Source organism: Arthrobacter sp. PAMC 25486 (assembly GCF_000785535.1).
Lineage (GTDB): Bacteria > Actinomycetota > Actinomycetes > Actinomycetales > Micrococcaceae > Specibacter.
This window is the reverse complement of the sequence record NZ_CP007595.1, coordinates 4147769-4173130: the sequence shown is the minus strand read 5'-3', so window position 1 is coordinate 4173130 and position 25362 is coordinate 4147769. Positions and strand designations below refer to the sequence as shown.

The following is a 25362-nucleotide window of genomic DNA, read 5'->3' as shown; positions in this document are numbered from 1 at the left end:
CACGGTAGTTCTCAGCGAACAACAGTGTCTAGCCTTGCCCGCACTGTCGTCATGGGTTTCACTGTGCACTTGTACAGCTGATGGCGGCGTGGACAATCTCGGGGCGGCTCAGGGCCGGTGCAGGAACAGCACGGCGGCCCCCCATAGGCATGATGCGCTTCGTACCGTTCCTGTGTCGAGCATGATTGTGCTCGGGCAAACTTAAGCGCAAGCGTGAGGGCAGGCATGGCGCCACTGCGCCATGCCCGTCCCGGTGCGGAGCATAAACAATCCGAACCAGGACCCTGCAAAAACTAGCTGCGGGCGGCCAGAACCGCGCTGTACAGCTCACGCTTGCTGACGTGGACGTCGTGGGCGATCACCGCCACCGCTTCCTTCAGTCGCATGCCCTGGGCGATGAGTTCGTTCACGGCTGCCACCTGGTCTTCGGGTGTGCCGGGGTCAGCGTCCGGTGCGCCACCAACGACAATGGCAATCTCACCGCGAATCTGCGTGGCCTCGGCCCATTCCAGCAGACCTGACAGCGGCTTTCGAACCACTTCCTCATACGTCTTGGTCAATTCCCGGCACACGGCGGCCGGGCGGGCGGGCCCAAACGCCGTGTGCAGCGCACGCAGCATGGCTTCGAGTCGGTGCGGCGCCTCAAAGAACACCATGGTGCGCTTTTCCACCGCCAGTTCGTGCAGCCGGGCAGCCCGCTCCCCCGACTTGCGCGGCAGGAATCCCTCAAAACAAAATCTGTCGGTGGGCAGCCCCGACAGTGCCAGCGCCGTCAGCACGGCCGACGGCCCGGGTGCCGCCGTGACTCGAACCCCTGCTTCAACGGCGCCCGCCACGAGCCGGAAACCAGGATCGGAGACGGACGGCATGCCGGCGTCGGTCACCATCAGCAGGACCTTGCCGGTCTGGACCTGGGTCAGCAACTCTGCAGTCTTAGTGGCCTCATTGTGCTCGTGGTAGCTGATGATCTGCCCGCCCACCTTGACGCCCAGGCTGGTGACGAGGCGGTGCAGCCGGCGGGTGTCCTCGGCGGCAACGATGTCGGCAGCCCCCAGCCAGGCGATGAGGCGAGCGCTGGCATCTCCCATGTTGCCAATGGGCGTGGCAGCCAAAATAATGTAGCCCTCCCCCGGCGCGGTGGCTGGGGCCAGGCTCGCATCAAGGGGTTCTTCGGCCAGGCCGTCTTCGTCGTGTGCGCTGTCCGGATCCGGGCCAAAGTCATCTTCCATGTCTCCAGCGTAGTGGGCCGCGGCTTCCCGTCCCACTTGGGTAGCATTGACACCGTGCAACCCCCAGCCATCGACACCGTCCCGGCAGCGCCCGGCCCCTCCCCCGAACCCGCCTCCGGCGCTGCCGAGCCTGCTTTCAGCGCTGCCGAGCCTGCCCCCGGCCATCCGGCGGCAACGTCCCGGCATGCCCGCCGCACGGTGCGTCAAGGCTCCCGTTGGGTGCAGGACCCGGCTCAGGCATTCACCCGCACCGCCCTGACCGCCCGCCTGGGGATTTCCAAGGCGCCCGCCAGCCTGCGCCTGTGGTTCTGGCTCGCCCCGGCCCTGACCGCACTGATCGGCGGAGCGTTGCGCTTTGTGCGCCTGGGCCAGCCGCCATCACTGATCTTCGACGAGACGTACTACGTCAAGGACGCCTACAGCTACTTGCAGAGCGGCTACGAGCGCAACTGGGCTGAGAAGGCCAACGACCTCTTCAACCAGGGCATCTTCACCAGCCTTGAAAACACCGCCGAATACGTGGTTCACCCGCCCGTGGGCAAGTGGATGATCGCCTTCGGCATGTGGCTTTTCGGCCCCGACAGCACGTTTGGCTGGCGCTTTTCCGCGGCCCTCGTGGGAACCCTGTCCATCTTCATCCTTGCCCTGATCGCCCAAAAAATGTTCCGCTCCACGCTGCTGGGGGCCACTGCCGGGCTGCTCTTCGCCGTTGACGGGCACGCCATCGTCCAGTCCCGCACCTCGCTGCTGGACATCTTCGTGATGTTCTTTGCACTGTTGGGCTTTGGCGCCCTGCTCATGGACCGTGATGATGGACGACGGCGGCTGGCGGCCAGGCTGTCATCCCTCGCCGCGGCGGATGGAAAAGTTCGCGCCAAAGCGCTGCTGTACGGGCCCTGGCTGGGGATCCGCTGGTGGCGCCTGGCCGCGGGCGTGGCCCTGGGCCTGTGCATTGGCACCAAATGGTCCGGCCTGTTCTTCCTTGCCGTCTTTGGCCTGATGAGTGTCATCTGGGACATGAATGCCCGCCGCATTGCCGGCATCAAGTACTGGGTGTTGGGAACCGTCGGCAAGGACGGCATTGCCGCGTTTATCAGCATGGTGCCCGTCGCCGCGGCCACCTACCTTGCGTCATGGACCGGTTGGTTCCGCTCCAACGACGCCTACGACAGGAACTGGGCCACAGAGAACCCGTCCACCACGTGGGGCTGGGTTCCGGACTCCTTGCGGTCCCTGTGGCACTACCATTCCACCGCCTTCAACTTCCACACGGGGTTGGCCTCGGACCACCCGTACAAGGCCAACGCCTGGTCCTGGTTTGTCATGGGCAGGCCTACCTCCTTCTATGTGGAGAACTACGAAAACGGCGACGGCGGCTGCACCGTCGACAAGTGCACGGCAGCCATCACCAGCCTGGGCAACCCGCTGATCTGGTGGGGAGGCTCCCTCGCAATCCTGGTCCTGATTGGTGTGTGGGTCGCCAGGCGCGACTGGCGGGCCGGGGCCATTCTGGCCGGTTTTGCCGCGGGCTTTGTGCCGTGGCTGTTCTACCCGGAACGCACCATCTTCTTCTTCTACGCCATCGCGTACGAACCCTTCATGATCCTTGCTATCGTCATGGTGTTGGGCATGGTGCTGGGCAAGGTCGGCGATCCGCCGTGGCGGCGCCAGCAGGGGGCCGTCATCGTGGGACTGTTCCTGGCGTCGGCCGTGGCCCTCAGCGCCTTCTTCTACCCGATTTGGGCGGCAGAGGTCATCCCCACCGAGTACTGGCGCCTGCACATGTGGCTGCCCAGCTGGATTTAAGCCAGCCCGATTTTCCTTGCGCTCCGAGCAGCACACCCCACCCATTGATTTTGCAAGCGACAGGATCTTTTCATGTCTGAGACGACCACAATACCCACAGCCCTGGCGGCCACCCCCGGCACCGGGACGGTCAAGGTGTCGGCACTGGGTGTCATCATTGATGTCGAGGGCCTCTCCGCGCCGGAGGCTGCCGAATTCAGGACAGCCTGGAGCCGGTGCCTGGCGGGCCCTGAGCACCCGGCAGCGGCAACCGTCCAGCGGATGCCGGGCGACTTTGCCCGGGCCAACGAATCACTGACGTCGCACATTACGCTGGCCGCCATTGAGCAGCAGGCGGGGCGGCGCATGATGTTCCACGCCTGCGGCCTTGCCGATCCGTTGACCGGGGCCACCATCGCCTTCATTGCACCGTCCGGCACCGGGAAGACCACCCTTGCCCGCACCCTTGGCACCGCGCGTGGGTATGTCAGCGACGAAACCATTGCCGTGGCGGCGGACCTTTCCATCACCCCGTACCCGAAACCGCTGTCGGTCAAGCAGCCGGAACCCGGAGTGCCGAAGCGCCAGGAGGGTCCGGAGCAGCACCAGCTGGGCGACACCCCAGCGGCTCCCACACTGCAGTCGATAGTTCTCCTGAGCAGGGTCCCCGGCAACGACAGGATTTCCGTGGAGGACGTGGCGCTGGCCGACGCGCTCTTGGAGCTCACCCCGCAACTTTCCGCACTGGCACGCCTCGAGCGGGGCCTGGTCCAGTTATGCGCCATGATCGAGGCCTGCGGCGGCGTGAAGCGCATCCGCTATGCCGAGGCCCGCGACATTGCCGGCGTGCTTCCCCAATTTTCAACGCACGACGGCGGGACCCCGCCTGAGTGGGCCGCGCTGGAGTGCGCCCCCTCCCCAGGATCTGCGGTGACCGGCACGGGCATCCGCCGTGCCTCGGTGCAGGATGCGGTGGAGGCCGACGGCACAGTGTTCCTGTTGGCAGAATCGCAGGTCATGGAACTGAGCCCGCTGGGCGCACTGATCTGGGAGCTGTCCGGGGACTGGATCAGCAAGGACGCGCTGCTTGAGGGAGTTGTTGCCGTCCTCGGTGCACACCCCTCCGCCGGATCCCTGCTGGAGGCAGCACTGGAAGAGCTGCTCGCCCGCGGCGTCCTCGAACTCGCTTAGCGCACGACGTCCGCGTTTTTAGGCCTGGAGTACAGCGGCTGCGTTTTTGGTCTCAGCGCACAGCGCCGATGCGTTGCAGCGGCAGCACCGTGGCGAAGGTGTGGCCGATGACATTCTCCACCGGCACTAATTTCAGGCAGTCCCCTGTCTCTGCGGTGCCGCGGCACGCGTAGACGGAATCATTTGAATTGCCGCGGTGGTCCCCCAGCACCAGCAACTTCCCCTCGGGAACTGTGACGGGGCCAAAGCATCGGGCGCTGCGCGGCGTACTTTCGCAGTTGGGGCCGGCCTCATCGAAGGGCAGGTCGCCCTGAATGTACGGCTCCTCCTGAGCCACACCGTTGACCTGCAACGCCCCGGCCGCACTGCAGCAATCAACAACGTCACCCGGGACTCCGATGACACGCTTCACCAGGAATTTCTCATGGGAGGGTCCGATGCCTGTGACGTCACCAAAATAGCGTGCCATCTCCTTCACCGGATTGCCCTTTTTCTGTCCCGCCTCATCCCAGGTCTCATCAGCGGAAAACACCACCACGTCGCCCCTGGGCGGGACCGCGCCAGCATAGGCAGTCCTGTTGACCAGGATCCTGTCGCCAATGAGCAGCGTGCCCTGCATGGACCCCGACGGCACCACGTACATCTTTACAAAGAACGTCTGGACCAGGGCAATCACCACCACCGCGGCCACGAGGTTGATCAGCACGGATCCCAGCGTACTGCGGCGAAAAGCCCGCAACCGGCCCCCGTTTCCTGACGGTGTGCCGTGCGGGTTGGTGTGCACTTGATCAGTCATGCGGGGGACGTTTCCTTTATGGAGAATATTATTTATGGGCCTGCTCCGGCGCCTGCCGAGTTTATGGAATATCACAAAAGACAGCCGTTGCTGCAAGCATTTCGTGCCCCAACGAGTATAGCCAAGACGGCTATGATCAATTCATGATTCATTTGTTGACTGTTTGCACCGGAAATATCTGCCGCTCGCCTTTTGGTGAACGAATGCTGGCGACAGAGCTTGCGGCACTGCATCCCGGTCTCTTCCAGGTCCAAAGCGCCGGCACGGAAGCCCTGGTCGGCCACGGTATGGAGGCCGAGTCTGCCCAGCTCCTGGCTTCCTTTGGCGGCTCGGACGAAGGCTTCGTCTCCCGCCAGCTGACACCTGCCATGCTGGCTGAGTCGAACCTGGTCTTGGCCATGACGGTGGCCCACCGCGACGCGGTCATCCGGATGAGCCCGCGCATGTTGAAGCGGGCCTATACCCTGATCGAGTTTGCCCGGATCCTGCGCAGCATCCGGCTGGATAAAAACACGCAGCTCCCCAGGGGCACGGCAGCTGAGGCGGTGCAGCAGCGCTGGGAGGAACTACCCGCACTGGCCGCCAGCTACAGGTCCGCCAGCAAACCCTCAGAGGCAGGCGACGACGTCGTGGACCCGTACCGCCGCAGCCCTGAAACCCACCGCCGCATGACCGAGGAACTGTTGCCTGCCGTGGAGGAAATTCTTGCGTTCGAGGCTTGGTGCTCCCAACCGGCATAAGTCCCCGCCGCACGAAGGTCCCAAGATGTGAAAGGGCCCGGCCGCCAGTTGGCAGCCGGGCCCTTCGCTGTGCAGGCACGTGTCGCAGTGCAGGCACGGCCTAGCGGCTCCGAGTCATCCTGCGTGTTGCATTGTCGGTTGACGGGCTGAGTAGCTGCTCAAACTCCGCTTCGCGGCTCTGCACATCAGCCTCGTTGGCGGCTGCCGGTTCCGCAACGGGTGGGGCTGCAGGCGCACTGTTTCTCGTCCGCTTATAGCGCGCCTTGGCACCCTTGACTGACTGGTGGTAATGGTACGACTTGCCGTAGTAGCCATAGCCGGCAGCCTGGCCGCCGGTTGTAGGAACCCTGTTCAGCACGGCACCCAAAAGGGGCGCCTGGACCTTGGCCAGTGTTGCCACGGCCTTCTCCAACTCATCAATGGTGGTCTTCCCGGCCCCCGCAACCACAAGGGCGCCGTCGGTGGAGCGGGCCAGGATGGCTGCGTCGGTGACCGGCAGCAGCGGCGGGGCATCGATCAGCACCACTGCACTCTCAGACAGGCGCTCCAGAAGACGCTTCATGGCCTGGGAGCCCAGCAGCTCACTGGGATTGGGCGGGATGCGCCCAGCGCCCAGGACGGCAAGGGCCGGGACGGGGCGGTACACCTGCAGGACATCGTCAAGCGTGGCCTGGCCACTGAGGATGTCAGTCAGCCCGCCGCCACTTGCCATGCCGAAGAATTCTGCAACAACCGGGCGCCGGAGGTCGCCGTCAATCAAGACAACACGCTGGCCGGTGGCCGCAATGGTGACCGCCAGGTTCGCTGCAATGGTTGACTTTCCCTCACCCGGAATGGAACTGGTGATGACGATGACCCGGGGCGGGTTGTCCACGTTCATGTAGTGCAGGTTGGTGCGAAGTTCCCGCAGCGCCTCCGACATGGCATAGCCCTCGGTGTTGCCATGGTCAATGACACCGCTCTCCACCACATGACGGCCGTTGCGGAGCCTGTCATCCACAGGGATGGTACCCACCACGGCGGTGCCAATGGCCTTTTCAACCATCTCCACAGAACGGATTCGCCGGTCGAGGTGGTTGCGCACAAGCGCATAGCCAACACCGATGATCAGGCCTGCAAGGGCACCGACGATCAGCGTCATCTTCTTGTTCGGGGATACTGGCGACTGCGGCAGCGGCGCATCACCGAGTGGCACGATCTTGATGATCGAATCGACCGGCGGAGCAGCGGGATCAAGTGGGTTGGGAGCAGATTCCAAAATCCCGACCTGTTCGGCCAGGGCAACCACCCAGGCGTTGGCCAGTTGCTGCGCCTCCAGCGCACTTTCAGCCGATGCGGCAATCTTGATTTGGGCGGTGTCCTTGGCCGCCGTGACCGAGATCTGCTTCAGCAACACGTCCGGCGCGATATTCAGGCCCAAAGTGTTGATGACAGATTCCGCCACGGGACGTGAACCGGCAAAGCTGGCATAGCTGGTGGCCTTGGATTTCGCCAAGTTGTCACCGGCCAGCGCCGAGCCCATGTTGTCCCCGCCCGGGATGGAAACGTAGCCGATCGAATTTGCGGCATAGATCGGTTTCTGAAGAAACAGCCAGCCCGCGCTGCACAGAATGCCGATGAGCGCAAGGGCAATAACCCCCAGCCCATGCTGCCTAAAAACCCGTACATAGTCCCTTACATCGAGGGATTTTTCCGCGTTTCCTAATTGCTCGTCTTCCAAGACCATCCAAACTGTCAGTAATTGAATATAGAAATATTCTAACAGAGGGGATCATTGCTTATTTTTTTCGAACACATATATTAGCTGAATGTTTGCGAGGCGACAGTCTGTGCCATTGGCGGTGCTAAGCGGCGCGGCGTCCCGAACGTTTGGCTGACGCCGGCTCTGCCGCCGAAGCCGATGCGGAGGCTGCCACCTCGGCCGCCTTGGGCCGGCGACGGTCCTTGGTGGGCCAGGTAAAGGCCAGTGTCAGCGAGGAAACTATGAGCACAAACGCACCGATGAAGATGCCTGCATCCATCCAGAACTGGCTGGGGAAGAGGCGGATCAAGGTGTCGTCGGTGTAGAACGTCCAGGTGCCGTCGGCGAAGAAAATCTTGTGGAATTCGGTGAAGAATTTTTCCCAGCCAGTCACGGCAAAAACACCCAGGGCAATGATCAGCGCCAATGTGGCGATGGATCCGGCGAACAGTCCACGCCGGATGCCACCCCGTGTGCGGGGTGCCAGGTAGATCATGCCTATGAGCATGACGATGGCCAGCACAAGCCCCGCCAGGAAGGCCAAGACGATGACGGACTTGACGTCCGCCATGTGCCCCACCTCGCGGGCCAGGAACAACGGGTTGCCCAGCTTGTCGACCAGATCCCCCAAGTAGCGTGGCGGGGCAAAATTCAGCAGATAGTCAATCGTGTAGGAACCGTAGGTGATTCTGTCGTCAGTGCTAAAGCCGAAGGAGTCGGCGGGGAAGCCCGGACGGTGGTACTCAACCCACAGGAAAACGGAGGAGGTGACCAGCCGAATGGCCAAGACAAGCAAGACTATTGGATAAAATACTGCGATTAGCACCTGGAACACCCGGGTCAGCACCGGTTTGGTGTTGGCGGCTTTTGCCATGGCGGCCTGGCGCTTGGCAACGTCTTCGGCCGGCGGACGCATCGTAATCATGGAGGTGGGGTTCGCCTCAACATACACAGGCTCCGTCACAGGCGTCTTCCCGATCGCAGCCGTGGGTGCCGTGCCAGCGGCAGCCGGAGTGGGTGCGGTGGGAGCAGGATTGGCGGGCTCCGCTGTGGTGCGTGCGGTGGTTTTGGCGCGTGCGGTCGGGGCCGCAGGGGTGGCTGCCACAACGGGAGTTGTGACTGCCGCGGCCAACTCTTCGTCGCTGGGAAGCAGCGGCAGCCGGCCCGCGGGGCGCATGGGCTCGGTGGAGGAGGCGCCGTCGAGCTTGATCTTGCGCGCGGGAACGCTCGCTGTGCCGGCAGTGCCGGCAGTGGCGGACGCGGCATCGCTGCCGGGCACGACGACGGCACCCACCTCCGTGACAGGCTCACGTTCGGGGGTCTTGGCAGCGTCCTGGGGCATTGAATTCTCACTCACAATTCGCAACGATACCGCCAGCAGCCCCTGCAGGGAGGCTGCCACCCCGGGCCGATGCCAAACTGTCACCAGATCCACAGGATCCGTTTAGCTGTTGTCCCGGGGCTGTTCCTGGATGGGCCCCGGGATGGGACGTTTGGGACCAAAGCCGTTGCTGGGCGATTCACGCCGGATGCCCCGCAACACCCACGGCATCAGATATGCGCGGGCCCACTCAATGTCACCCGCGCGTGCCCGCCGCCAGCTCCGCTCCGGCAGCGGCTTGGGCGTCAGCGGCAGCAGCGAATGTGGAACGCTGAGCGTTTGCAGCACCATCGCCGCCACCGCATGGTGGCCCAGGGCTGAAGGGTGCAGCCGGTCAGGGCCCCACATGCGGGAATCGTGCAGCTCCGTCATGGCCCACAAATCGGCGATGATCGCGTCGTGGTGTTCGGCGATGCTGCGCATGTTTTCATTGAAGATGGCAATCTTGGTGCGAAATTGGCCCATGATCGTCGACCGCCCGGAGTCGGGTCCGGCGAAGATCACCACGGTGACGCCCTGCAGCCGCAGCCGCACCACCGCCTCCTCAAGCAGGGCTGCCAGCTTGTCAGGGTCGGCGCCCGGGCGCAGCAGATCGTTGCCACCGGCCTGCATCGAGACGAGGTCGGGCTTCAAGGCCAGGGCCGGCCCTAGCTGGGTTTCCACCACTTCGTGGATCGTCTGTCCCCGCACGGCCAGATTCGCGTACGAGAATTCAGGAACGCCGATGCTCATCTCCTCCGCCGCCCTGTCGGCCCAGCCGCGATACCCGCCCGGGTTGCGGGGTTCGGGATCATCCAGGCCTTCGGTGAAGGAGTCTCCCAACGCCACGAAACGCCGCCACGGATGCGGGGGCAGGATGAGGGCCGGCAGGGAAAGTCCCGACGAACCGCTGGCTGTCAGGGAAAGTCCCGACGAACCGCTGGCCGGCAACTCAAGCTTTGGGCTGGGGTCGGCGCCGTCATGTTCCATAAGCCCATCGTGCACCCATCACACGATTCTTGTAAGGGGCAGGAGCGACGTCCCATTTGGGACAGCAGCGGCCTCCCCATTTGGGACAGGGGCGTCCGCCCCATTTGGGAAAGGAGCAATTTGAGATCCCGCGGCTGGGCCGGTTATCCCTGCCAGCCGTGTTGGCGGAGTGCCTGCTTGAACATTTCAGCCACGTGGGTGTCGCCTCTGCGCATGTCGGCGCTGTAGACCTTGACCTGCAGCCAGCCGCGGGTGGCACTGCGTTCGTCCCGGTTCCTGTCATACAACTGTTTCTGTGTGGTCTTGTGGATTTCGCCTTCGTACTGGCCGCTGGTCTTGTACTCCTCGCACGCCACATCGGGCCAGACCGTCGGGTCGCCCGCGATGGCGTAGTTCGTGGTGAATTCGGGCAGCCCGGCGCGGTGGAGCAGGAGGCGAAGTTGTGTTTCCGGTGGGGAATCCACACCCACGCGCATCAGTCCCACGGCAGCCGTGGCCAGGGTGAGTCCCCGCACGTGGTGCTTGCTCTGGATATAGCGTCGCAGGGTCGCTGCCGGCACGATCGCGATCTTGGGCGGCTCGAACGGGCGATCGTGTTCACAAATGAGGTAATCCGCCACTGCCACCAACTGGTCAAGTGTCAGGAGCGAGGCCAGGTCAAGAAATGTGCGGGCGTGCGTGGTGACCGGAACACCGCCAACGAGCATGATTTCTGCATCTTCCAGGGTCGTGGCGTGGCCGACCACGTTTTTGCGCCGCGGTTGTGCAGCGCCTGCCGGCCGGGTCAGATGGATGGTCTTGATGTCATCGTCAAACCACGGCAGCGGCATCCCATGGAGTTGGGCCGCGGTAATGTGCGAGGCACAACTTTCACTGCATAACACGGTGTAGGGACGGACCCGATCGAGCAAACTTTGCTGTTGTCCGCGTGGCACCCGAACCTCCCTGCTGGGTGTGCTTAAGCTCGAACCACGCAGATGACTGCGCGTGGCACCGGCGGCGCGTCCTTCCACCAAAGTAAAGGACCGCCGGGCCAGAAACTTGAACGTGCGTGGGCGGGTGACCATGAATCAAGTCTGACTCAATCTTGCGCGAAGCGTTCAGGGTTATCCACAGGCCCGAAGCTGCCACCAGGTGCATCGGTGATTCGAAACTGCAGATCAGGCGATGCGCCGATGATTCCCGGGATCCAAACTGCAGATCAGGCGATAAATTCGGTGGAATCGTCGCCAGATCTGCAGTTTCAAATTCCGCGAGGCCAAGAAACCGCCAGATCTGCTGTCTCGATGTGCCGGGCGCCGGAACCCGTGCGAAGAGATCGCATCAGCGGCTGTTTCCACGTCAGAATCGCACCGGCCCGGCCGGAACCGGCGCCGGCACGGACGGAGGAGGGGCCAGGTTTCGTGGACGATCCGTCACCGGAGGGACCAGGTTTCGCGGACGATCCGTCAGCGGAAGGGCCAGGTTACACGGACGATCCGAAAGCAGAGGCACGCAGTCGTCAATGTCAGCCAAAGACACCCCGGCGGGCGCCTCAGGCCGAGCGGACGGAGGCTCCGGCGTCGTCCTCGTCAAGATCGCCGATCTCACCGGCCAGAACAGCCCGGCGACCAAGGATCAACGTGTACGCCCAGTAGGCCGCCAAGACGAGGGAGCCAATGGTGATCTTCGCCCAGACGGGCAGCGGGCTGGGCGTGACGAAGGCTTCGACGAGGCCCGACACAAAAAGTACGAGCACGAGCCCGGCGGCCACGGTGATCAGGGACCGGCCTTCGAGGGCGAGCGAGTCGAGCCGGCTGCGCGGGCCGGGGCTGACCCACGCCCAGAAGATGCGCAGCCCTGCCGCGGCGGCGATGAAGATGGCGGTCAGTTCCATGAGGCCATGCGGGAGGATGTAGCTGAAGAAGATGTCGCCGCGGTCGTAGGCGAACATGACCCCGGCCGTCATGCCCACGTTCTGGGCGTTGAGGAAGATTTGGTACGGGATGAACACGCCGGTGACACCGAAGGCCACGCACTGGGCGGCGATCCAGGCGTTGTTGGTCCACACGGCACCGGCAAAGGAGGCGGCCGGGTTTTCCGAGTAGTAGTCAACGAAGTCGTGGTCCACGAGCTGGCGCAGGCGGGCGTCGCTGCCCATCGTGGCGAGCACGTCGGGGTTTCCGGCGGCCCACACGGCGAACAGGGTGCCGATCAGCACAAACACGGCCCCCACGATGACCGTGAGCCAGCGCAGCCGGTAAAACGCTGCCGGCAGCGAGACGGCGAAGAAGCGGGCAATGTCAACGAAAATATTGGATTTGGCGCCGGTGAACCGGGTGCGGGCGTTGGCCAGGGTGGCCGACAGGGACGCCGAGAGCGGGCTTTCCCCGTCCACCGAGCGAATCAGCGACAGCTGGGCTGAGACACGCTGGTACAGCTCGAGCAGTTCATCGGCTTCATTTCCGGTGAGGCGCCGTTTCCGGGCCAGCACTGCCAGCCGTGCCCATTGTGGGGCGTGCACTGAGGTAAAGGCGTCCATGTCCATCACCACCAGCCTATAGCCCCGGAGCCGTGGTGCGTGGCTAGACTGAATGCATGTCCGCCATCATCACCGGTGAAGCCGTTGTCCTCGAGCTCCGGCCCGCCTCCTTTGCCGCCCGCTCCCTCGGCACGGCGATCGACGTGCTGGCCACGGTGCTCGTGGCCGTGGGGCTGCTGTTCCTCCTGGGCGCCACTCCACTGTCCCTTGACTCCGCCGCCGTGAAGGCCGTGCTGATCTCCGCGCTGGTGGTGCTGCTGGTGGTGGTGCCCATCACGGTCGAGACGCTGAGCCGGGGCAAGTCACTGGGCAAGCTCGTCATGGGCTTGCGCATTGTGAGGGACGACGGCGGGTCCATCCGTTTTCGCCACGCCCTGGTCCGCGCACTGCTGGCTGTGCTTGAAATTTACATGCTGCTAGGTTCGCTGGCCTGCCTGGTTTCGCTGTTCAACGGCAAATCGAAGCGGCTCGGGGACATGATGGCCGGCACCTATGCGATTCGCGACCGGGCCCCGAAGATCGCCCCGCTGCAGGTTTTCGTGGCGCCTGCGCTTGCCCCGTGGGCGGCCCTGGCCGACATTGGCCGGCTGCCCGACAGCCTGGCCCGGCGCATCTCCATGCTGTTGCGCCAGGGCCAGGCCATGGCACCGGCCTCACGACACGCCCTGGGTGTGGAACTGGCGAATGAGGCCAGTCACTATGTGGCGCCACTGCCGCCGGCCGGCACGGATCCGGCAGTGTTCTTATCCTCGCTGATCGCCGAGCGCCGCGAACGCGAACTGGCCCGCCTATCCCACGCGCAGGAACAGGCCGAAAAGCTGCGGGCCCGGCTTGAGCACCACGGCGTGCACGCCAAATAGGTGCTGCCGCATCGGGGTAACGCCCCGGCGGCGCCGGGACTCCAGTAACGCCGCTCCGGCAACGCAGAGCGGCCCGGAATCCATGTTGGAATTCCGGGCCGTTCTGTCAATGCCTGGTGGGTTCGACGCGGAGTGCGGTGGGCTCGACCCAGGGTGCGGAGCGGGCTCTACCTGGGGCGGGCTCTACCTGGGGCGGGCTGCCGGAACTACCGCGAGGCGTATTGCTCGAACGGAATGTTCCAGTCGCCAAATCCGTCGGTGGGGGCGATGGTTTCATTCGGGGTGCCCACGGTGTGGACGATGTCGCCCGGGCCCATGTTCGCAAACACCCAGCTGGCAGCGTCCGGCCCCAGGCCGATGCAACCGTGGGACAGGTTCCTAACGCCCAGGTAGGGCATGGCCGACGTTGTTGCCTGGTGGATGAAGATGCCGCTGTTGGAGAGCCGGACGGCGTACTCCACATCGACCGAGCCGTAATCGCCCGGATCGCCGGGCTTCAGGCCAATGCTGGCGGCCTTGAACGTGGCGAAGCGCTGCTTGTCGGCCGTGAGCACCATGTAGCCCGAGGCCGACGGGAAGTCGGCGTCGCCCAGCGTCGCCGGGTAGGTCTGCACCACCTGGTCGTTGACCAGGATGCTCACGCTGTGGGCTGCCGCGTCGGCTTCCATGACCACCTTGTTGCCGATGTTCACGTTGTAATTCTTGTTGAAGTTGCCGATCATGCCGTTGCCGAAGTCCAGGCCGAAAAGTTGCATGTCAACGTTGAGAACCGAGTTGGCGGGCCAGTAGTCGGCGGCACGGTAGCGCAGCAGGGTGTCCGAGTACCAGCGGAACGCGCCCACCTGGCCCGTGCTGGAGGTGACCTTGATGGCGTTCTCCACGGCCTCCTTGTTCAGCACCGGCTCGCTGAAGGACCACTGCAGCGGCTGGGCCACGCCAACCTGGGCGTCCGCGTTGGGGTACAGGACGGCGTTGGCCTCGTGTGAGGGCGGCACGGTGGTGAAGGTGCTGACCTGGTCGGTCTTCGTGCCGGCGGCGTCAACGGCCGTGACGTTGAAGGTGTAGGACATGGCAAACTTCAGTGGGGCATTGGCGACCCACTTTTTGTCGCTGACCGACAGCTCGCCGTCGGTCACAACGCCGCTTTCGGTTTCCGACAGGATGGCCGAGACCACGGTGCCGTTGCTGACCTCGGCCACGACCTCGTTCACGGGATTCACAAAGTCGGCGCCGCTCTCCGGGATCACCGCGATGGTGGCCAGAGGGGCTGGAGGCGTGGTGGGGGCGGGAGCAGCCGTGGTTTGTTCCGTGGCGGGCTTGGTGCCGGCTTGAGTGGTGGGCGAGCAGGCCACAACGCTGGCTGCAATTCCTAAAGCGACCAGGGAAACCATGACGTTCCGCCATCCCTTGCGGGTGCTACTGGTCTCTTTTACCTCAGCCATGCATACTCCCCATTCGGTGGATAAACTCCACAATGCTCAACAGTGACGCATATTACGCCAAATAGCCATTTTACGTCATGTTTGATGGCCATTGATCCTCCGCCAGCAACGGCAGCGTCACGTTTGCATAACCAATGGGTGTCCGGCGGAAGTGCTATCGCTGTGCGTACTGGGCGAAGGGGATGTTCCAGTCGCCAAAGCCGTCCGTGGGCGCGATGGTCTCGTTGGGGCTGCCCACCACGTGGACCAGATCGCCGGTGGTCATGTTGTTGAACACCCAGCCGGCACCCTCAGCAGACATGCCGATGCAACCATGCGACAGGTTGACCCGGCCCAGGTACGGGGCGGCACTGTCCGTCGCCTGGTGAATGAACTCACCGCTGGGTGTGAGGCGGGTGGCGAACTCGACATCAACCTCTCCGTAGTTGGCAGGGTCGCCCGGTTTGAGTCCGATGGTGGAGGCGACAAAGTGGGCGTAGCGCTGCTTGTCTGAGAGCACCACCAGATAGCCGGACGCTGAGGGGAAGCGCTCGTCCCCCATGGTGACGGGGTATTGCTTCACCAAGACGCCATTGACATAGATGCTGGCCTGCAGATTGGCGGCGTCCGCCACCATTTCCACGCGGTTGCCAATCTGGACAACGTTGGTCTTGTTGAAATTGCCGATCTGCCCGTTGCCCAGTTCAACACCAAAAAGCTTCATTTCGACGGTCAGTTTTGTGTTTGCCACCCAGAAATCCTCCGCACGGTATCTCAGCAACGTGTCCGAATACCAGCGGAAGGCGCCCTTCTGGCCGGAGGAGGCCGTGACGGAAATGGCCTGCTCCACGGCTTCCTTGTTGGTCACAGGTTCGCTGAAGGTGAATTGCAGCGGCTGCGCCACGCCAACCGTGGAGCCAGCGGCCGGGAACATGGCCAGATCTGCCTCGTTCGACGCCGGCACCGTGCTGAAAGTGCTGACGGTGGTGGAACGGTTCCCATCTTCATCCAGCGTGGTGACGTCGAAGGTGTAGTCGGTGTCAAACTTCAATGGCGCGCTGCTGACCCATTTGCGCCCGCTGACGAACAGCTCACCGTCAGTGTTTTCTCCTGTGGCAGTCTCCTTCAGCACCGCACTGTAGAGCGTGCCGTTGTCAGCTTGGGCCGTGACCTCGGCTGCGGGGTTGACGAAGGTGGCACCAGTCTTGGGTGCTACGGCCAGGGTGACGGGTTTCGCCGCGGGCGTGGTTGGCACCGCCGATGGCGATGTCGTGGGCGACTGGCCAGCTTCGGAATGCGTCAGTGGCAGCCAAGAGTTTGCCGTTGCCGCGCCGACACCGCCGGTGGCAATTGCCACAGTAATCGCTGCGAACAAGGCGATCTTCAAGCCCCGTCGAGGCTTCCTGGACTGATCCGGCTGAGGCATTAAGTTCTCCGATAGGTGCACGGCTCCACAAGGTCGGCACGTGCATTAATCTGCGCTAACGATCAAATACTACGCCTGCGCCACGGGCAATAAGGACTCAGCCAGCACAGGCGCAGGCCCCAAATGCCTGGTGCAAGGCAAGCTGAAGCCGGGAAGAATCGGGGCCTGTTTTGGCAAGCCCACGATGGTGCTCTTGATGTCCTGCCCAATTTCCGCCAACCTCCTGCCCCGGAAGTTCTCAGCCGCGCAGATACTCCAGCTGCGCCTGAACGGACAGCTCTGCAGCCCCCAGCACATTGGCCGGAACGTCGGCGTAAACCACCGCAACAACGTCTGCGGCGATTGGTTCAAAACCATTCTTCTTTCGCAGCTCATCGACGGCGGCACGTACTTGGGCCAGCCTCTCCCTCCGGTGCGCCTGGTACCCCAAAACCGCGGCTGAGAGGTCCGGCAGCACGGGACCGTGCCCGGGCAGGACGACCATCGACCCCGTCAGGGAGCCAAGCTGCCTCAGCCTCTCCAGCGATGCCAAGTAGTCCCCCAGCTTGCCATCGGGATGGTCCAGCATCGTTGTCCCCCGGCCCAAGACCGTGTCGCCGGTCAAGACCAAGCCGTGCCCGCCGTCGTTATTCAATACGAAGCACAGGGAGTCGCTGGTGTGTCCCGGGGTGGCGAGCACCTCGATGGTGAGGCCGCCCGCCTGGATGAGCTCGCCGTCGAACAGGGCCGTTCCGCCGTGGCAAAACTCCGGCAGGGCGGCGCGCACCGGGGCGCCCGTCAACTCGTGCAGCCGGGCGCTGCCGTCCGTGTGGTCGCCATGGTGGTGGGTGATCAGGATCAATTCAACGGCGCCCGCGCCGGCCAGCTCGGCGAGATGGCCCTCAAGGAGCGGGCCCGGGTCAACCACCACGACGCCGGCGGCATCGGGAGCAGCCAGGACATAGGAATTTGTCCCGTCTAAGGTCATGGGGCCGGGATTTTCCGACCGCCTGCGCCGCGCCAGTGCACCAATGCTTTCCCACGTCGTGTCAATCTCTGACTCCCTTGTCACGTTTTGTCCTTTGCCGTCGTCTCAGTAGCGGTAGTGGTTGGGCTTGTACGGCCCGGCCGGATCCAGGTCGAGGTACGCGGCCTGCTCTGCGGTGAGTTCGGTCAGTTCCACGCCAAGTGCGGCCAGGTGCAGCCGCGCCACCTTCTCGTCGAGAATCTTGGGCAGCACGTACACGTCCTTGCCATACTCCCCCGTGCCCACCTTGGTGAAGATCTCAATCTGCGCGATGACCTGGTTGGTAAACGAGTTGGACATGACGAACGAGGGGTGGCCAGTGGCGTTGCCCAGGTTCAGCAGGCGACCCTCGGAGAGCACGATGATGGAGCGCTCGGCTGCGGTGCCCTGCTCGAAGACCCACTCGTGAACCTGCGCCTTGATCTCCACCTTGGCAACGCCGTCGACCCTGGCCAGTCCGGCCATGTCGATCTCATTGTCAAAGTGGCCGACATTGCCCACGATCGCCTTATTTTTCATCTTCAGCATGTCGGCGGCCGTGATGATGGACCTGCCGCCGGTGGCGGTGATGAAGATGTCGCCCTGTCCCAGCACCGATTCGAGCCTGGCCACCTGGTAGCCGTCCATGGCCGCCTGGAGCGCGCAGATGGGGTCGATTTCGGTGACGATGACGCGGGCGCCCTGGCCGCGCAGCGCCTCGGCCGAGCCCTTGCCAACATCGCCGTAACCGCAGACGACGGCGACCTTCCCGCCAATGAGCACGTCCGTGGCACGCATCAGGCCGTCGGGCAGGGAGTGGCGGATGCCGTATTTGTTGTCGAACTTGGACTTCGTGACGGAGTCGTTGACGTTGATGGCGGGGAAGTGCAGCTTGCCCTCGGTTGCCAGCTGGTACAGGCGGTGCACGCCGGTGGTGGTTTCCTCCGTGACGCCGTGGATGTGGGCACCGATGCGGGTCCACCTGTTTTTGTCTTGTGTGAGGGATTCGCGCAGGACCGCCAGGAAGACGGCGCCTTCGGCGGAATCCTTGTCAGTGGTGTCCGGGACTTTTCCGGCGGCCTCAAACTCGCCACCCTTGTGGACCAGCATGGTGGCGTCTCCGCCGTCGTCCAGGATCATGTTGGCTCCCTTGGACGGGTCCTCAGCGGCGCCGGGCCAGGTGAAGATCTGCTGGGCCGTCCACCAATATTCCTCAAGCGTCTCGCCCTTCCAGGCAAAGACCGGGACACCAGCGGGGCGCTCCGGGGTTCCCGCGCCCACAACAACTGCCGCGGCGGCCTCGTCCTGGGTGGAGAAAATGTTGCAGGAGGCCCAGCGAACCTCGGCGCCCAGCACCGTCAGCGTCTCGATGAGCACCGCCGTCTGGACTGTCATATGCAGGGAACCGGCAATGCGGGCTCCCTTGAGCGGCTGGCTGTCCCGGTATTCCGCGCGCAGGCTCATGAGGCCGGGCATTTCAAACTCGGCCAGGCGGATTTGGTGCCGACCTGCCGCGGCCAGGCCGATGTCGGCCACCTTGTAATCGGCAGGGGTGGGGGTCGCTGCTGACAGGGGGCTCATGACACGTCCTTATTTAAGTGGGTGTTAAGAGGAAGGCTATGCCGTGATCTGCTCGGGGCGCAACAGGAGCGCGATGCCTTCGTCAATCGTGTAGCGCAGGGGCACGCCTTCTGGGCCGTTGCCGGTGCTGACCAGCTCCGGCCCTTCCTGGACCAGCGCGGATCCGGTGACGGGGCAGCGCAGGATTGCCATCAATTTTTCGTTAATGTTCGCCATGATCTTCCAATTCCCTATTCTTAGAATTCCCGCAGGGTGTCCAGCCAATGCACCAGCAGTGCAGGGGTTAAAGTCTAGTCGCGCAAAATGCGCAGGTGGCCGCGCCGCCCAGGTGTGGGGACACCCATGGGTGCGCTTGCCGGGGGTTCCAGGGTGCCGCGGAATTCGCGCCTGGCGGCGGGAGCTCCGGCGTCGGCCGGCTCACCATTGGCAGCCTCACGCACAGCGTCGGCCAACGCCAAAAGGTCGTCGGGGCCGGGTGCCGGCGGCTTGTTGGAGCGGGCCAGGTGGATGACCTCCCAGCCCAGCGGTGCCGTCAGCCGGGCCGAGTGCTTGGCGCACAAGTCGTAACAATGTGGTTCGGCGAAGGTGGCCAGCGGGCCCAAAACGGCCGTTGAATCGGCGTATACGTACGTCAAAGTTGCCACTGCCGCATCACGGCAGGCTGATCTTGTGCATTGACGAAGGGTTCCCACGGTTCCCAAGACTACCCTTACGGCGGCAATATTTCCCCTTGGCGCCTCCCCGGCCTACAGTGAATTGACGGACTTCAAGGAGTTTTGATCCAGTTCAAGGAGTTCTGATGCAGTTCAAGGCCAGCAGCGGCGAGCATTCGCTGTCGATCTCGCTCGACCCGGTCCAATTGGCGGGCGACCCGGATCCGCTAGTGGGCGATCCGAACCCGGCAGGGGCCGTTCCGGGTGCCAGTGGCGTGCCCCGCTCCTTTGAAACGAGGCGCCGGGACAGGCATGGCAGGGGGCTGCGCGGGCCGCTGGTGCCGTACGGCCTGCCAGCTTCACGCACGCGCAGCGAAAAGTTTGAGGACCTGGTGGTTGACTCCGCTGAGCGGCTGCGCGAGCTGTGGCCCTCGGCGCTGGCGGACGTGGGCTACCTGGTGGAGGAGATTCCGCAGGAGCTTGAGGCGCTGCTGGCCTCCGGCCGTGCGGCCCCACTGGGGAAGTACTCGCGCGGGACGCCCGCTACGGCAGACACCCCGGAACAGCCACCCCTCATCGCGATCTACCGCCACCCCGTGGAGTCGTTGTGCGACACCCCGGGCCAGGTCCGGGAGCTCGTCCACGAGGTCATGATCGAGCAGGTGGCGGGGTTGTTGAACATCGATCCCGACACGGTTGACCCGCTGTTTGGGCACTTTCGCGGCCACTGAGTTTCAGTGCGTCAGTACCCCGTGACGATGGTCATGGAGTGGCTTCCTGCCGTGGTGCCGGGGATGGGGAGCACGGCGACGTCGGCCGAGTCCTTGCTGCCCAGAAGTTGTGAACCGAATGTGGGCGCCCCGGCCACCGAAACCAGTACCGCCGCCGTCTTGTCGCCGAGAAGGGCCCTGGGATCGATGCTCGAGGTGGACCCTTGATTGAGTTCAATGTCCTTGGCCGCACCCAGTTCACCGTTGCCGGCAATCGGCACCAGCCGCACGGTGGCAGAACCCTCGGGGGCGGTGAACACCAGAGTTGAGCTCGCGTCCTGCGTGAGCGACAGCAGGTGGGAGCCGCCCAGTCGTGCGGTTGAGGGTGCAAACGCCACATCCACGGCGTCACCGGGCTTGGTGGAGTTGACCATGCGCACTGTGGCGGTCACCGATTCATCGGAGGAAACGCTGAAGGAGTAGTTGCCCTCGGGCAGCCCTGTCAGTGCCATGGAGCTGGCCGTGCCGGCAGCAGCCGTGAACACCCCGCCGTCGGGCAAGGCCACCTGGCCTTTGGGTCCGTAGGCCTTGACCTCCACGACGGCATCCCGGGCGCCCGGCACGGTGATGACCATGGCCGTGCTGGCATCGGCGTAGCCGTCCTGCGCAGAAATCTTGGCCGCAACGTCGGGTGCCTGTACGCGCACTCCGGGGATCGACAGTGTCGTGGCGGGTGCCTGCACCGGCGCCAGGTAGTCAATGCCGCCGGGGGTCAGTCCGCGCAAAATGGATTGCTGGATGACGGCACTGACCGCCCCGCCGACGCTCTTGACGTGTACGCTCAACAGTTCCTGGTCCGGGGCCAACCCTGCCAGGACTACCTGTTTGACGGCGCCCGGAGCCACAGCGAGTCCCTTGCCGCCGGCTGTCTGAACGGGTCCCTGGCCCGAGTACAAGTCAAGCGACACTGTGGCGGGACTGGCTGAGGAGTTGGCCAAGGACAGGACTGCTGTGCGCCCAATGGAGGTGCTGGCACCGGACAGCCACAGCTCATTGGACGGCGTCTGGCAGGTGGCGGCAGCCAAGCCGCTGAGGTCCCCGTCATCGGCGGCAACAACCACCGAGGCTGACCCTTGCGGAACTTCTTCGCCCTGGGGTGCGATGCGCAGCGCCGAGGGCGCCCCGGCATCTTGGCCGCGCAGCACCTTGGCACGCATCTTCGGCTCGCCTGTCACCGTCGCCGGGGTGGCCTCCGTTGCCGCACTGGCTTCTGAGACCGTGAACAGCGGTGAGAGACTGCCATCAAGGGATTGCACAGCCGCAGCCGGGAGGTCCCCCTTCGCACTGCTGAGGACCACGGCGTCGAGCCTGGCCTTGGTGCTGGAGGAGCTGGCCGAGAACTCCGGATCAGCACCTTCTGCCGATCCCGCCAGCAGCTGTGTGGGCCCCTGGCAATTGGCCATGGCATCCCCCACCGGCAGCAGGTGCGGGACGAGTTCGGTCTGTGCCGTGGCGTTCGCTCCCGGAAACAGGGTTCCGGCGCCCACGGCGGCAGCGGCCAGCGCCAACGTTGCGGTTCCGGCCACTACGGCAGGCCAACGACGGCGGACCCTGGCTTTTTCCCGTCGGGCACCCTTGGCCCGCCTCGCCTTGCCCTTGCCAGGCGTGGCTTCGGCTGCGGCAGGCTTGGCTGGGGCGGGCATGGCATCGCTCACGTCAGCCTTGGCTGCGGCGGGCATGGCCGACGCCTTGGCCGGTTTCGCTTCGACGTCAGCCTTGGCTGCGGCGGGCATGGCCGACGCCTTGGCCGGTTTCGCTTCGGCGTCAGCCTTGGCTGCGGCTGGCTTGGCATCGCTCATGTCAGCCTTGGCCGGCGCTCCGGCTGCGGCGGCGGGGCCAGCTGTTTGGGCTGCGTGTTTCTGCCCCGCGTGGTCCTGCGCAGTGTCGATGTCATTCGTGACTGCGTCGTTGCCAGTGAAGTCAGGCTTGTCGCTATTGTCCGGCTTGTCGTTCATGTCAGGCACCTCTACCAACCCTTTGCAATGATGCTTCATCCCGATACGCCCCGGTGCGGCCACGACGTGCCCGCACCGGCAGGGCCAGCAGGAGCGTCAGGCCAAACAGCACCAGTTGCACGAGCCCCAGGACGAGGTTCATCGGATGAACGTAACGAATTTCCAGCTTCCCCGCAGCGGCTGGCAGCTCGAAGGCCTGCGCCCAGCCAGCGTTGCTGGCCTTCAAAGGCTGCCCGTCAAACCATGCCTGCCAGCCGGCGTCGGAGCGCTCGGCAAGCACCACCTTCCGGGGTCCCTCCCCTGCCGCGATGTCCGCGGCGACGGACTGCCCGTCGGAGGGGACGGGTGCCACAACGGCACCGGCAGCATCGAGCAGCCGGACCCTGTTGACAACATCACTGCTGTTCTCGTCGGCATAGTCGGGCTTGACCCGCCATAGCCAGCCGGACTCTGTTGGCCCCACGGTGTCAAGGCCTGGAACGGCCTCAAGCTCGCTGGCCAGCAGCTCGGCTGCGGTGTCGCCGGGGCGCAGCACCACAAAGCCCACACCGAGTTCAACAAGTCCGGGCCGCGGGTCAATGCCTGATTTGGACAGGATGGTGGCCACACTGTCCGTCAGGACTTCGGTGGCGGTATCGGCGGGCACCAGCTGCTCTGCTCCGGGCAGTCCGGAGATGCGCGCCGCCGTCGCAATGGCTGACATGGCATCGAGCGTTGTGCCCGAGCCCTGCATCAGCGAGGCGTGCACACTGCCGTCGGACAGTACTGTCATGACGATGGTGCGGCTCGCTTCGGGGCCCGTGCCGCGGTCTGCCGCTGTGGCGGGAATGGCCCCCGCCACAGCAGCCTGCGGCAAGAAAGCGCCCGTCAACGTTTGCGTAGCGGTCTGGCCGGAGAATTGTTGGGCGCTCCACAGGCCTAGGCTCGCGATGGGTGCGGCAACCATGAGCACCGAGAGTACGGTGGCCGTGGTCCGGGCGGTCCTGTGCCCGCCGGTGTCGCGTGCTGGTTCCCAGGCACGGCCGAGGACGGCATCCAGGCCCAGCAGCGCAGCGCCCAGCAGGGCAAAAATGGTGAGTGAGACGGCAGGGCCATTGAACGGCGTGACCAGGGTGACGCCGTCGAACGCCACAGCAATGAACTTGCTGGCATAGGCGCCGGCCAGGCCGAGCAGCGCCACAAGCCACAGGGTGCGCGCCATGGCTGCACGGCGCAGGGGAAGCACCAATGCCAGCATCGCGGCCAAAACCACGGGTGCACCGATGAGGAACACGGCCAGCCAGCCCATCCAGGACATGGCGGCAAAACTGCCCAGGCCCAGCAGTCCCGCCGCAGGGTCAACATTTTCGGGGAAGCCCAAAAGCTGCTGCCACACTGGCCCAGGCGCGGACGGCAACGGCATGCCGGGATCGGCCAGCAGCGCCCGCGGGTTCTCCCAGGCGGACCAGATCAGCGGAGCAAAGAGGGCTGCGGGTGGCACGATCGCCCACCACACGGTTTTCCCGCGCCGTCCCATGAACAGGGCGGTCAGCAGGATGCCGACCACAGCGACGGGGAACAGGCTGGGTGCGGCTGCCGTGACAATGGCCAGCGCCAAACCTGCGGCTCCGGCAGCGGTCCATGACGGGTTGCCGCCAACGCCGGGACGGCCCATTTTAGTGATGGTCACGGTGTCGGAACCGGCCATGGCTCCCGGAATGAGAACGGACTGGGGCTGGGGTGCGGCCGCACCGCCCACGGCGCGGATCACTCCGAGCATGACGATGGGGATCAGGATGTGGGCCAGGATGGCACCAACCCGGCCTTGGCCCATGCCGACCAACAGCACGGGAGTGCCTGCCCAGAGCAGGCCGGCAACAATGCGGGGCCAGCGCTTCAGGGTCAGTGCTCCGGCGCCGAGCCATGCGGTGAAGGCTGAGAGTGGCAGTGCCAGCAGCACCATCCACAGCACCGCCACCGAGCCATTGCCGCCCAAGGAAGCCAGCAGCGCAAGCACAAAATTAAAGGGGTTGCCGCGGCCGGGCAGCCCGGAACCGAGCGAAATCCACCAGTTGGTGGCGTGCTGCCAGATCGTTTCCAACTGTTCGGATACGGGCAGCAGGGCACCGCCGGTCAGGGCGGGGGCGCCGAGGAAACGAGACAGGGCAAGGAGCGAGAGGATGGCCAGCAGCACTGTCAGGGCGAGGGCGCTGACAATGGGTGCTGTTTTGACGGCGGCCAGTGGCGTCACCGATTGCTGGTGGGTTTCACCCGTTGGTTCCAGGATGGAGGGCGTGTTGCTGATGTCTAGCGGGGCATCATCATCGGCACCCAACGTTTCACGCAGCATTTTCAGGTGCGCCTTGGCCGCCCGGTTGTCCACCAACAGGCCGCGGTGGCTTGATCTTGGCTTGCTGCGCTGGGCCGCAAGAGCCCTGCGGCTGCGGAACAAGGTGACGGGGCGCAGCAAGCCGGCACACGTGGCGGCAAACATGCGCACAGCGTGCCCCGGCGCCTTCAGCACAAATCCGGCCACAAGCCAGTACAGTGCGGCCAGGAACGTGCCGATGGCCACGAACGGCAGGGACCAGGCGGAGGCGTGCTTGAGTCGCATGAAGATACCGGCCTTGCGGGCGGCCACAGCGCTGCCCATGCCCTCGGGCCGGTGCACCACGTGGTACATGTGGGCGTCCGGAACAACAAGGACACGGTCCCCTGCCAACCGCACACGGGCGCAAAAGTCCAGGTCGTCTCCGGTGCCTGGAAGGGCAGGATCGAGGCCGCCAAGCTTTTCAAAGACGTCACGGCGCACCAACATGCCTGCCGTGTTGACGGCAAACATGTCGGCATGGTCGTCGTACTGGCCCTGGTCTTGTTCGTCAAGGCCCACCAGCGTGAAACGGTCAAACCACTTGTTGGCCCACAGCCCTACGTCGACGAGCCGGCGGTGGTTGTCCCAGTCCAGCTGCTTGCAGCCGACAACTGTTGCAGTGGTGGCCCGTTCGGTTGCTTCCAGCAGCAGCGCCAAGGCGTTGGGTGCCGGTTCTGCGTCGTCCTGGAGCAGCCAGATCCATTCGTTGCTGGCGGTCTTCGGCGCGTCAAGGACGGCTACGCCGCCGGTGCCGGCGCGGGATGACACACTTGCACCGGTCTGAACCCGTGCCTGGTGTTCCAGGGCTGCGTCAACAGCAGCACCGTAGCCTTTGCGCCCGCCGAGGGACAGCACGTTTCGTTCGCCCAGTTCCTTGCGCAGTAACTCCCCAGAGTTATCTGTAGATCCCGTGTCAACGGCCAACACGTGATCGGCCGGTCGAGTTTGTGCAGCCAGTGCGGATAAAACTGTAGGGAGGTAGGCACCGCCGTTGTGGGCAACCAGAAC

Annotated in this window: 20 protein-coding genes; 5 read left to right on the top strand and 15 right to left on the bottom strand. The window is 64.5% G+C overall.

Annotated elements, in window-relative coordinates; all coding sequences use genetic code 11:
* Positions 1-293 precede the first annotated feature (293 nt).
* On the bottom strand, positions 294-1229 hold the full coding sequence (rsmI, locus tag art_RS18860; RefSeq protein WP_082000598.1) for a 16S rRNA (cytidine(1402)-2'-O)-methyltransferase: 936 nt from the start codon (positions 1227-1229) through the stop codon (positions 294-296).
* A 54-nt stretch (positions 1230-1283) separates the two neighbouring features.
* Here rsmI and art_RS18855 point away from each other — a divergent pair, with 54 nt between their 5' ends.
* Positions 1284-3035, top strand: a complete 1752-nt coding sequence (locus art_RS18855; protein ID WP_253901411.1) for a dolichyl-phosphate-mannose--protein mannosyltransferase — start codon at positions 1284-1286, stop codon at positions 3033-3035.
* Positions 3036-3107: 72 nt separating this feature from the next.
* Positions 3108-4205 carry an ATP-binding protein gene (locus art_RS18850; protein ID WP_052136779.1) on the top strand — a complete coding sequence of 366 codons (1098 nt, stop codon included), beginning with the start codon at positions 3108-3110 and terminating at the stop codon, positions 4203-4205.
* 52 nt (positions 4206-4257) lie between these two features.
* On the opposite strand, the gene lepB is transcribed toward art_RS18850, so the two are convergent.
* The gene (gene lepB, locus art_RS18845) at positions 4258-5001 is read right to left on the bottom strand and encodes a signal peptidase I (RefSeq protein ID WP_038467359.1); all 744 of its coding nucleotides are present in this window, start codon (positions 4999-5001) and stop codon (positions 4258-4260) included.
* Between the two features lie 143 nt (positions 5002-5144).
* Between lepB and art_RS18840 the strand changes: the two genes are divergently transcribed.
* Positions 5145-5741 (top strand): hypothetical protein, encoded by a 597-nt coding sequence (locus art_RS18840; RefSeq protein WP_038467357.1) that lies wholly within the window; start codon positions 5145-5147, stop codon positions 5739-5741.
* Positions 5742-5841: 100 nt separating this feature from the next.
* On the opposite strand, the gene art_RS18835 is transcribed toward art_RS18840, so the two are convergent.
* From art_RS18835 to art_RS18815, 5 genes are all read right to left on the bottom strand, one after another.
* Complete coding sequence (locus art_RS18835; RefSeq protein WP_052136777.1) at positions 5842-7467, bottom strand: polysaccharide biosynthesis tyrosine autokinase; 1626 nt, start codon at positions 7465-7467, stop codon at positions 5842-5844.
* Positions 7468-7585: 118 nt separating this feature from the next.
* Complete coding sequence (locus tag art_RS18830; protein WP_253901410.1) at positions 7586-8839, bottom strand: TIGR01906 family membrane protein; 1254 nt, start codon at positions 8837-8839, stop codon at positions 7586-7588.
* Between the two features lie 87 nt (positions 8840-8926).
* Positions 8927-9832 (bottom strand): SGNH/GDSL hydrolase family protein, encoded by a 906-nt coding sequence (locus tag art_RS18825; RefSeq protein ID WP_082000433.1) that lies wholly within the window; start codon positions 9830-9832, stop codon positions 8927-8929.
* A 143-nt stretch (positions 9833-9975) separates the two neighbouring features.
* Complete coding sequence (locus art_RS18820) at positions 9976-10662, bottom strand: hypothetical protein (protein WP_052136776.1); 687 nt, start codon at positions 10660-10662, stop codon at positions 9976-9978.
* Between the two features lie 704 nt (positions 10663-11366).
* Entirely contained in the window at positions 11367-12359 is a 993-nt protein-coding gene (locus art_RS18815) for a stage II sporulation protein M (RefSeq protein WP_173425248.1), read from the bottom strand.
* Between the two features lie 50 nt (positions 12360-12409).
* Between art_RS18815 and art_RS18810 the strand changes: the two genes are divergently transcribed.
* On the top strand, positions 12410-13213 hold the full coding sequence (locus tag art_RS18810; protein ID WP_038467355.1) for an RDD family protein: 804 nt from the start codon (positions 12410-12412) through the stop codon (positions 13211-13213).
* A 206-nt stretch (positions 13214-13419) separates the two neighbouring features.
* Here the strand turns inward: art_RS18810 and art_RS18805 are convergent, their stop codons facing one another.
* From art_RS18805 to art_RS18780, 6 genes are all read right to left on the bottom strand, one after another.
* Positions 13420-14655 carry an Ig-like domain-containing protein gene (locus art_RS18805; RefSeq protein WP_038467353.1) on the bottom strand — a complete coding sequence of 412 codons (1236 nt, stop codon included), beginning with the start codon at positions 14653-14655 and terminating at the stop codon, positions 13420-13422.
* 154 nt (positions 14656-14809) lie between these two features.
* Positions 14810-16021 carry an Ig-like domain-containing protein gene (locus art_RS18800; protein ID WP_253901409.1) on the bottom strand — a complete coding sequence of 404 codons (1212 nt, stop codon included), beginning with the start codon at positions 16019-16021 and terminating at the stop codon, positions 14810-14812.
* A 277-nt stretch (positions 16022-16298) separates the two neighbouring features.
* Positions 16299-17111 (bottom strand): MBL fold metallo-hydrolase, encoded by an 813-nt coding sequence (locus art_RS18795; RefSeq protein ID WP_253901408.1) that lies wholly within the window; start codon positions 17109-17111, stop codon positions 16299-16301.
* Positions 17112-17132: 21 nt separating this feature from the next.
* Positions 17133-18626 (bottom strand): adenosylhomocysteinase, encoded by a 1494-nt coding sequence (gene ahcY, locus art_RS18790; RefSeq protein WP_052136774.1) that lies wholly within the window; start codon positions 18624-18626, stop codon positions 17133-17135.
* A gap of 36 nt (positions 18627-18662) precedes the next feature.
* Positions 18663-18842, bottom strand: coding sequence for a hypothetical protein (locus art_RS18785; protein WP_038467349.1), 180 nt, complete (start codon positions 18840-18842; stop codon positions 18663-18665).
* A 74-nt stretch (positions 18843-18916) separates the two neighbouring features.
* Complete coding sequence (locus art_RS18780) at positions 18917-19318, bottom strand: DUF3499 domain-containing protein (protein WP_038470995.1); 402 nt, start codon at positions 19316-19318, stop codon at positions 18917-18919.
* A 107-nt stretch (positions 19319-19425) separates the two neighbouring features.
* On the opposite strand from art_RS18780, the gene art_RS18775 reads away from it, so the two are divergent.
* Positions 19426-20010 (top strand): metallopeptidase family protein, encoded by a 585-nt coding sequence (locus tag art_RS18775; protein ID WP_052136773.1) that lies wholly within the window; start codon positions 19426-19428, stop codon positions 20008-20010.
* A gap of 11 nt (positions 20011-20021) precedes the next feature.
* Here the strand turns inward: art_RS18775 and art_RS23190 are convergent, their stop codons facing one another.
* The gene (locus art_RS23190) at positions 20022-22004 is read right to left on the bottom strand and encodes a DUF5719 family protein (protein WP_052136772.1); all 1983 of its coding nucleotides are present in this window, start codon (positions 22002-22004) and stop codon (positions 20022-20024) included.
* Position 22005: 1 nt separating this feature from the next.
* Complete coding sequence (locus tag art_RS18765; protein WP_038467348.1) at positions 22006-25359, bottom strand: glycosyltransferase family 2 protein; 3354 nt, start codon at positions 25357-25359, stop codon at positions 22006-22008.
* Positions 25360-25362 lie beyond the last annotated feature (3 nt).

Bases quoted from the DNA above. Each gene is read 5' to 3' on its own strand.
- art_RS18805 (WP_038467353.1), bottom strand. From the start codon at position 14,655: ATGGCTGAGGTAAAAGAGACCAGTAGCACCCGCAAGGGATGGCGGAAC.
- lepB (WP_038467359.1), bottom strand. From the start codon at position 5,001: ATGACTGATCAAGTGCACACCAACCCGCACGGCACACCGTCAGGAAAC.
- rsmI (WP_082000598.1), bottom strand. From the start codon at position 1,229: ATGGAAGATGACTTTGGCCCGGATCCGGACAGCGCACACGACGAAGAC.
- art_RS18785 (WP_038467349.1), bottom strand. From the start codon at position 18,842: ATGGCGAACATTAACGAAAAATTGATGGCAATCCTGCGCTGCCCCGTC.
- art_RS23190 (WP_052136772.1), bottom strand. From the start codon at position 22,004: ATGAACGACAAGCCGGACAATAGCGACAAGCCTGACTTCACTGGCAAC.
- art_RS18850 (WP_052136779.1), top strand. From the start codon at position 3,108: ATGTCTGAGACGACCACAATACCCACAGCCCTGGCGGCCACCCCCGGC.
- art_RS18835 (WP_052136777.1), bottom strand. From the start codon at position 7,467: ATGGTCTTGGAAGACGAGCAATTAGGAAACGCGGAAAAATCCCTCGAT.
- art_RS18815 (WP_173425248.1), bottom strand. From the start codon at position 12,359: ATGGACATGGACGCCTTTACCTCAGTGCACGCCCCACAATGGGCACGG.
- ahcY (WP_052136774.1), bottom strand. From the start codon at position 18,626: ATGAGCCCCCTGTCAGCAGCGACCCCCACCCCTGCCGATTACAAGGTG.
- art_RS18810 (WP_038467355.1), top strand. From the start codon at position 12,410: ATGTCCGCCATCATCACCGGTGAAGCCGTTGTCCTCGAGCTCCGGCCC.
- art_RS18840 (WP_038467357.1), top strand. From the start codon at position 5,145: ATGATTCATTTGTTGACTGTTTGCACCGGAAATATCTGCCGCTCGCCT.
- art_RS18825 (WP_082000433.1), bottom strand. From the start codon at position 9,832: ATGGAACATGACGGCGCCGACCCCAGCCCAAAGCTTGAGTTGCCGGCC.
- art_RS18775 (WP_052136773.1), top strand. From the start codon at position 19,426: ATGCAGTTCAAGGCCAGCAGCGGCGAGCATTCGCTGTCGATCTCGCTC.
- art_RS18820 (WP_052136776.1), bottom strand. From the start codon at position 10,662: ATGCCGCTGCCGTGGTTTGACGATGACATCAAGACCATCCATCTGACC.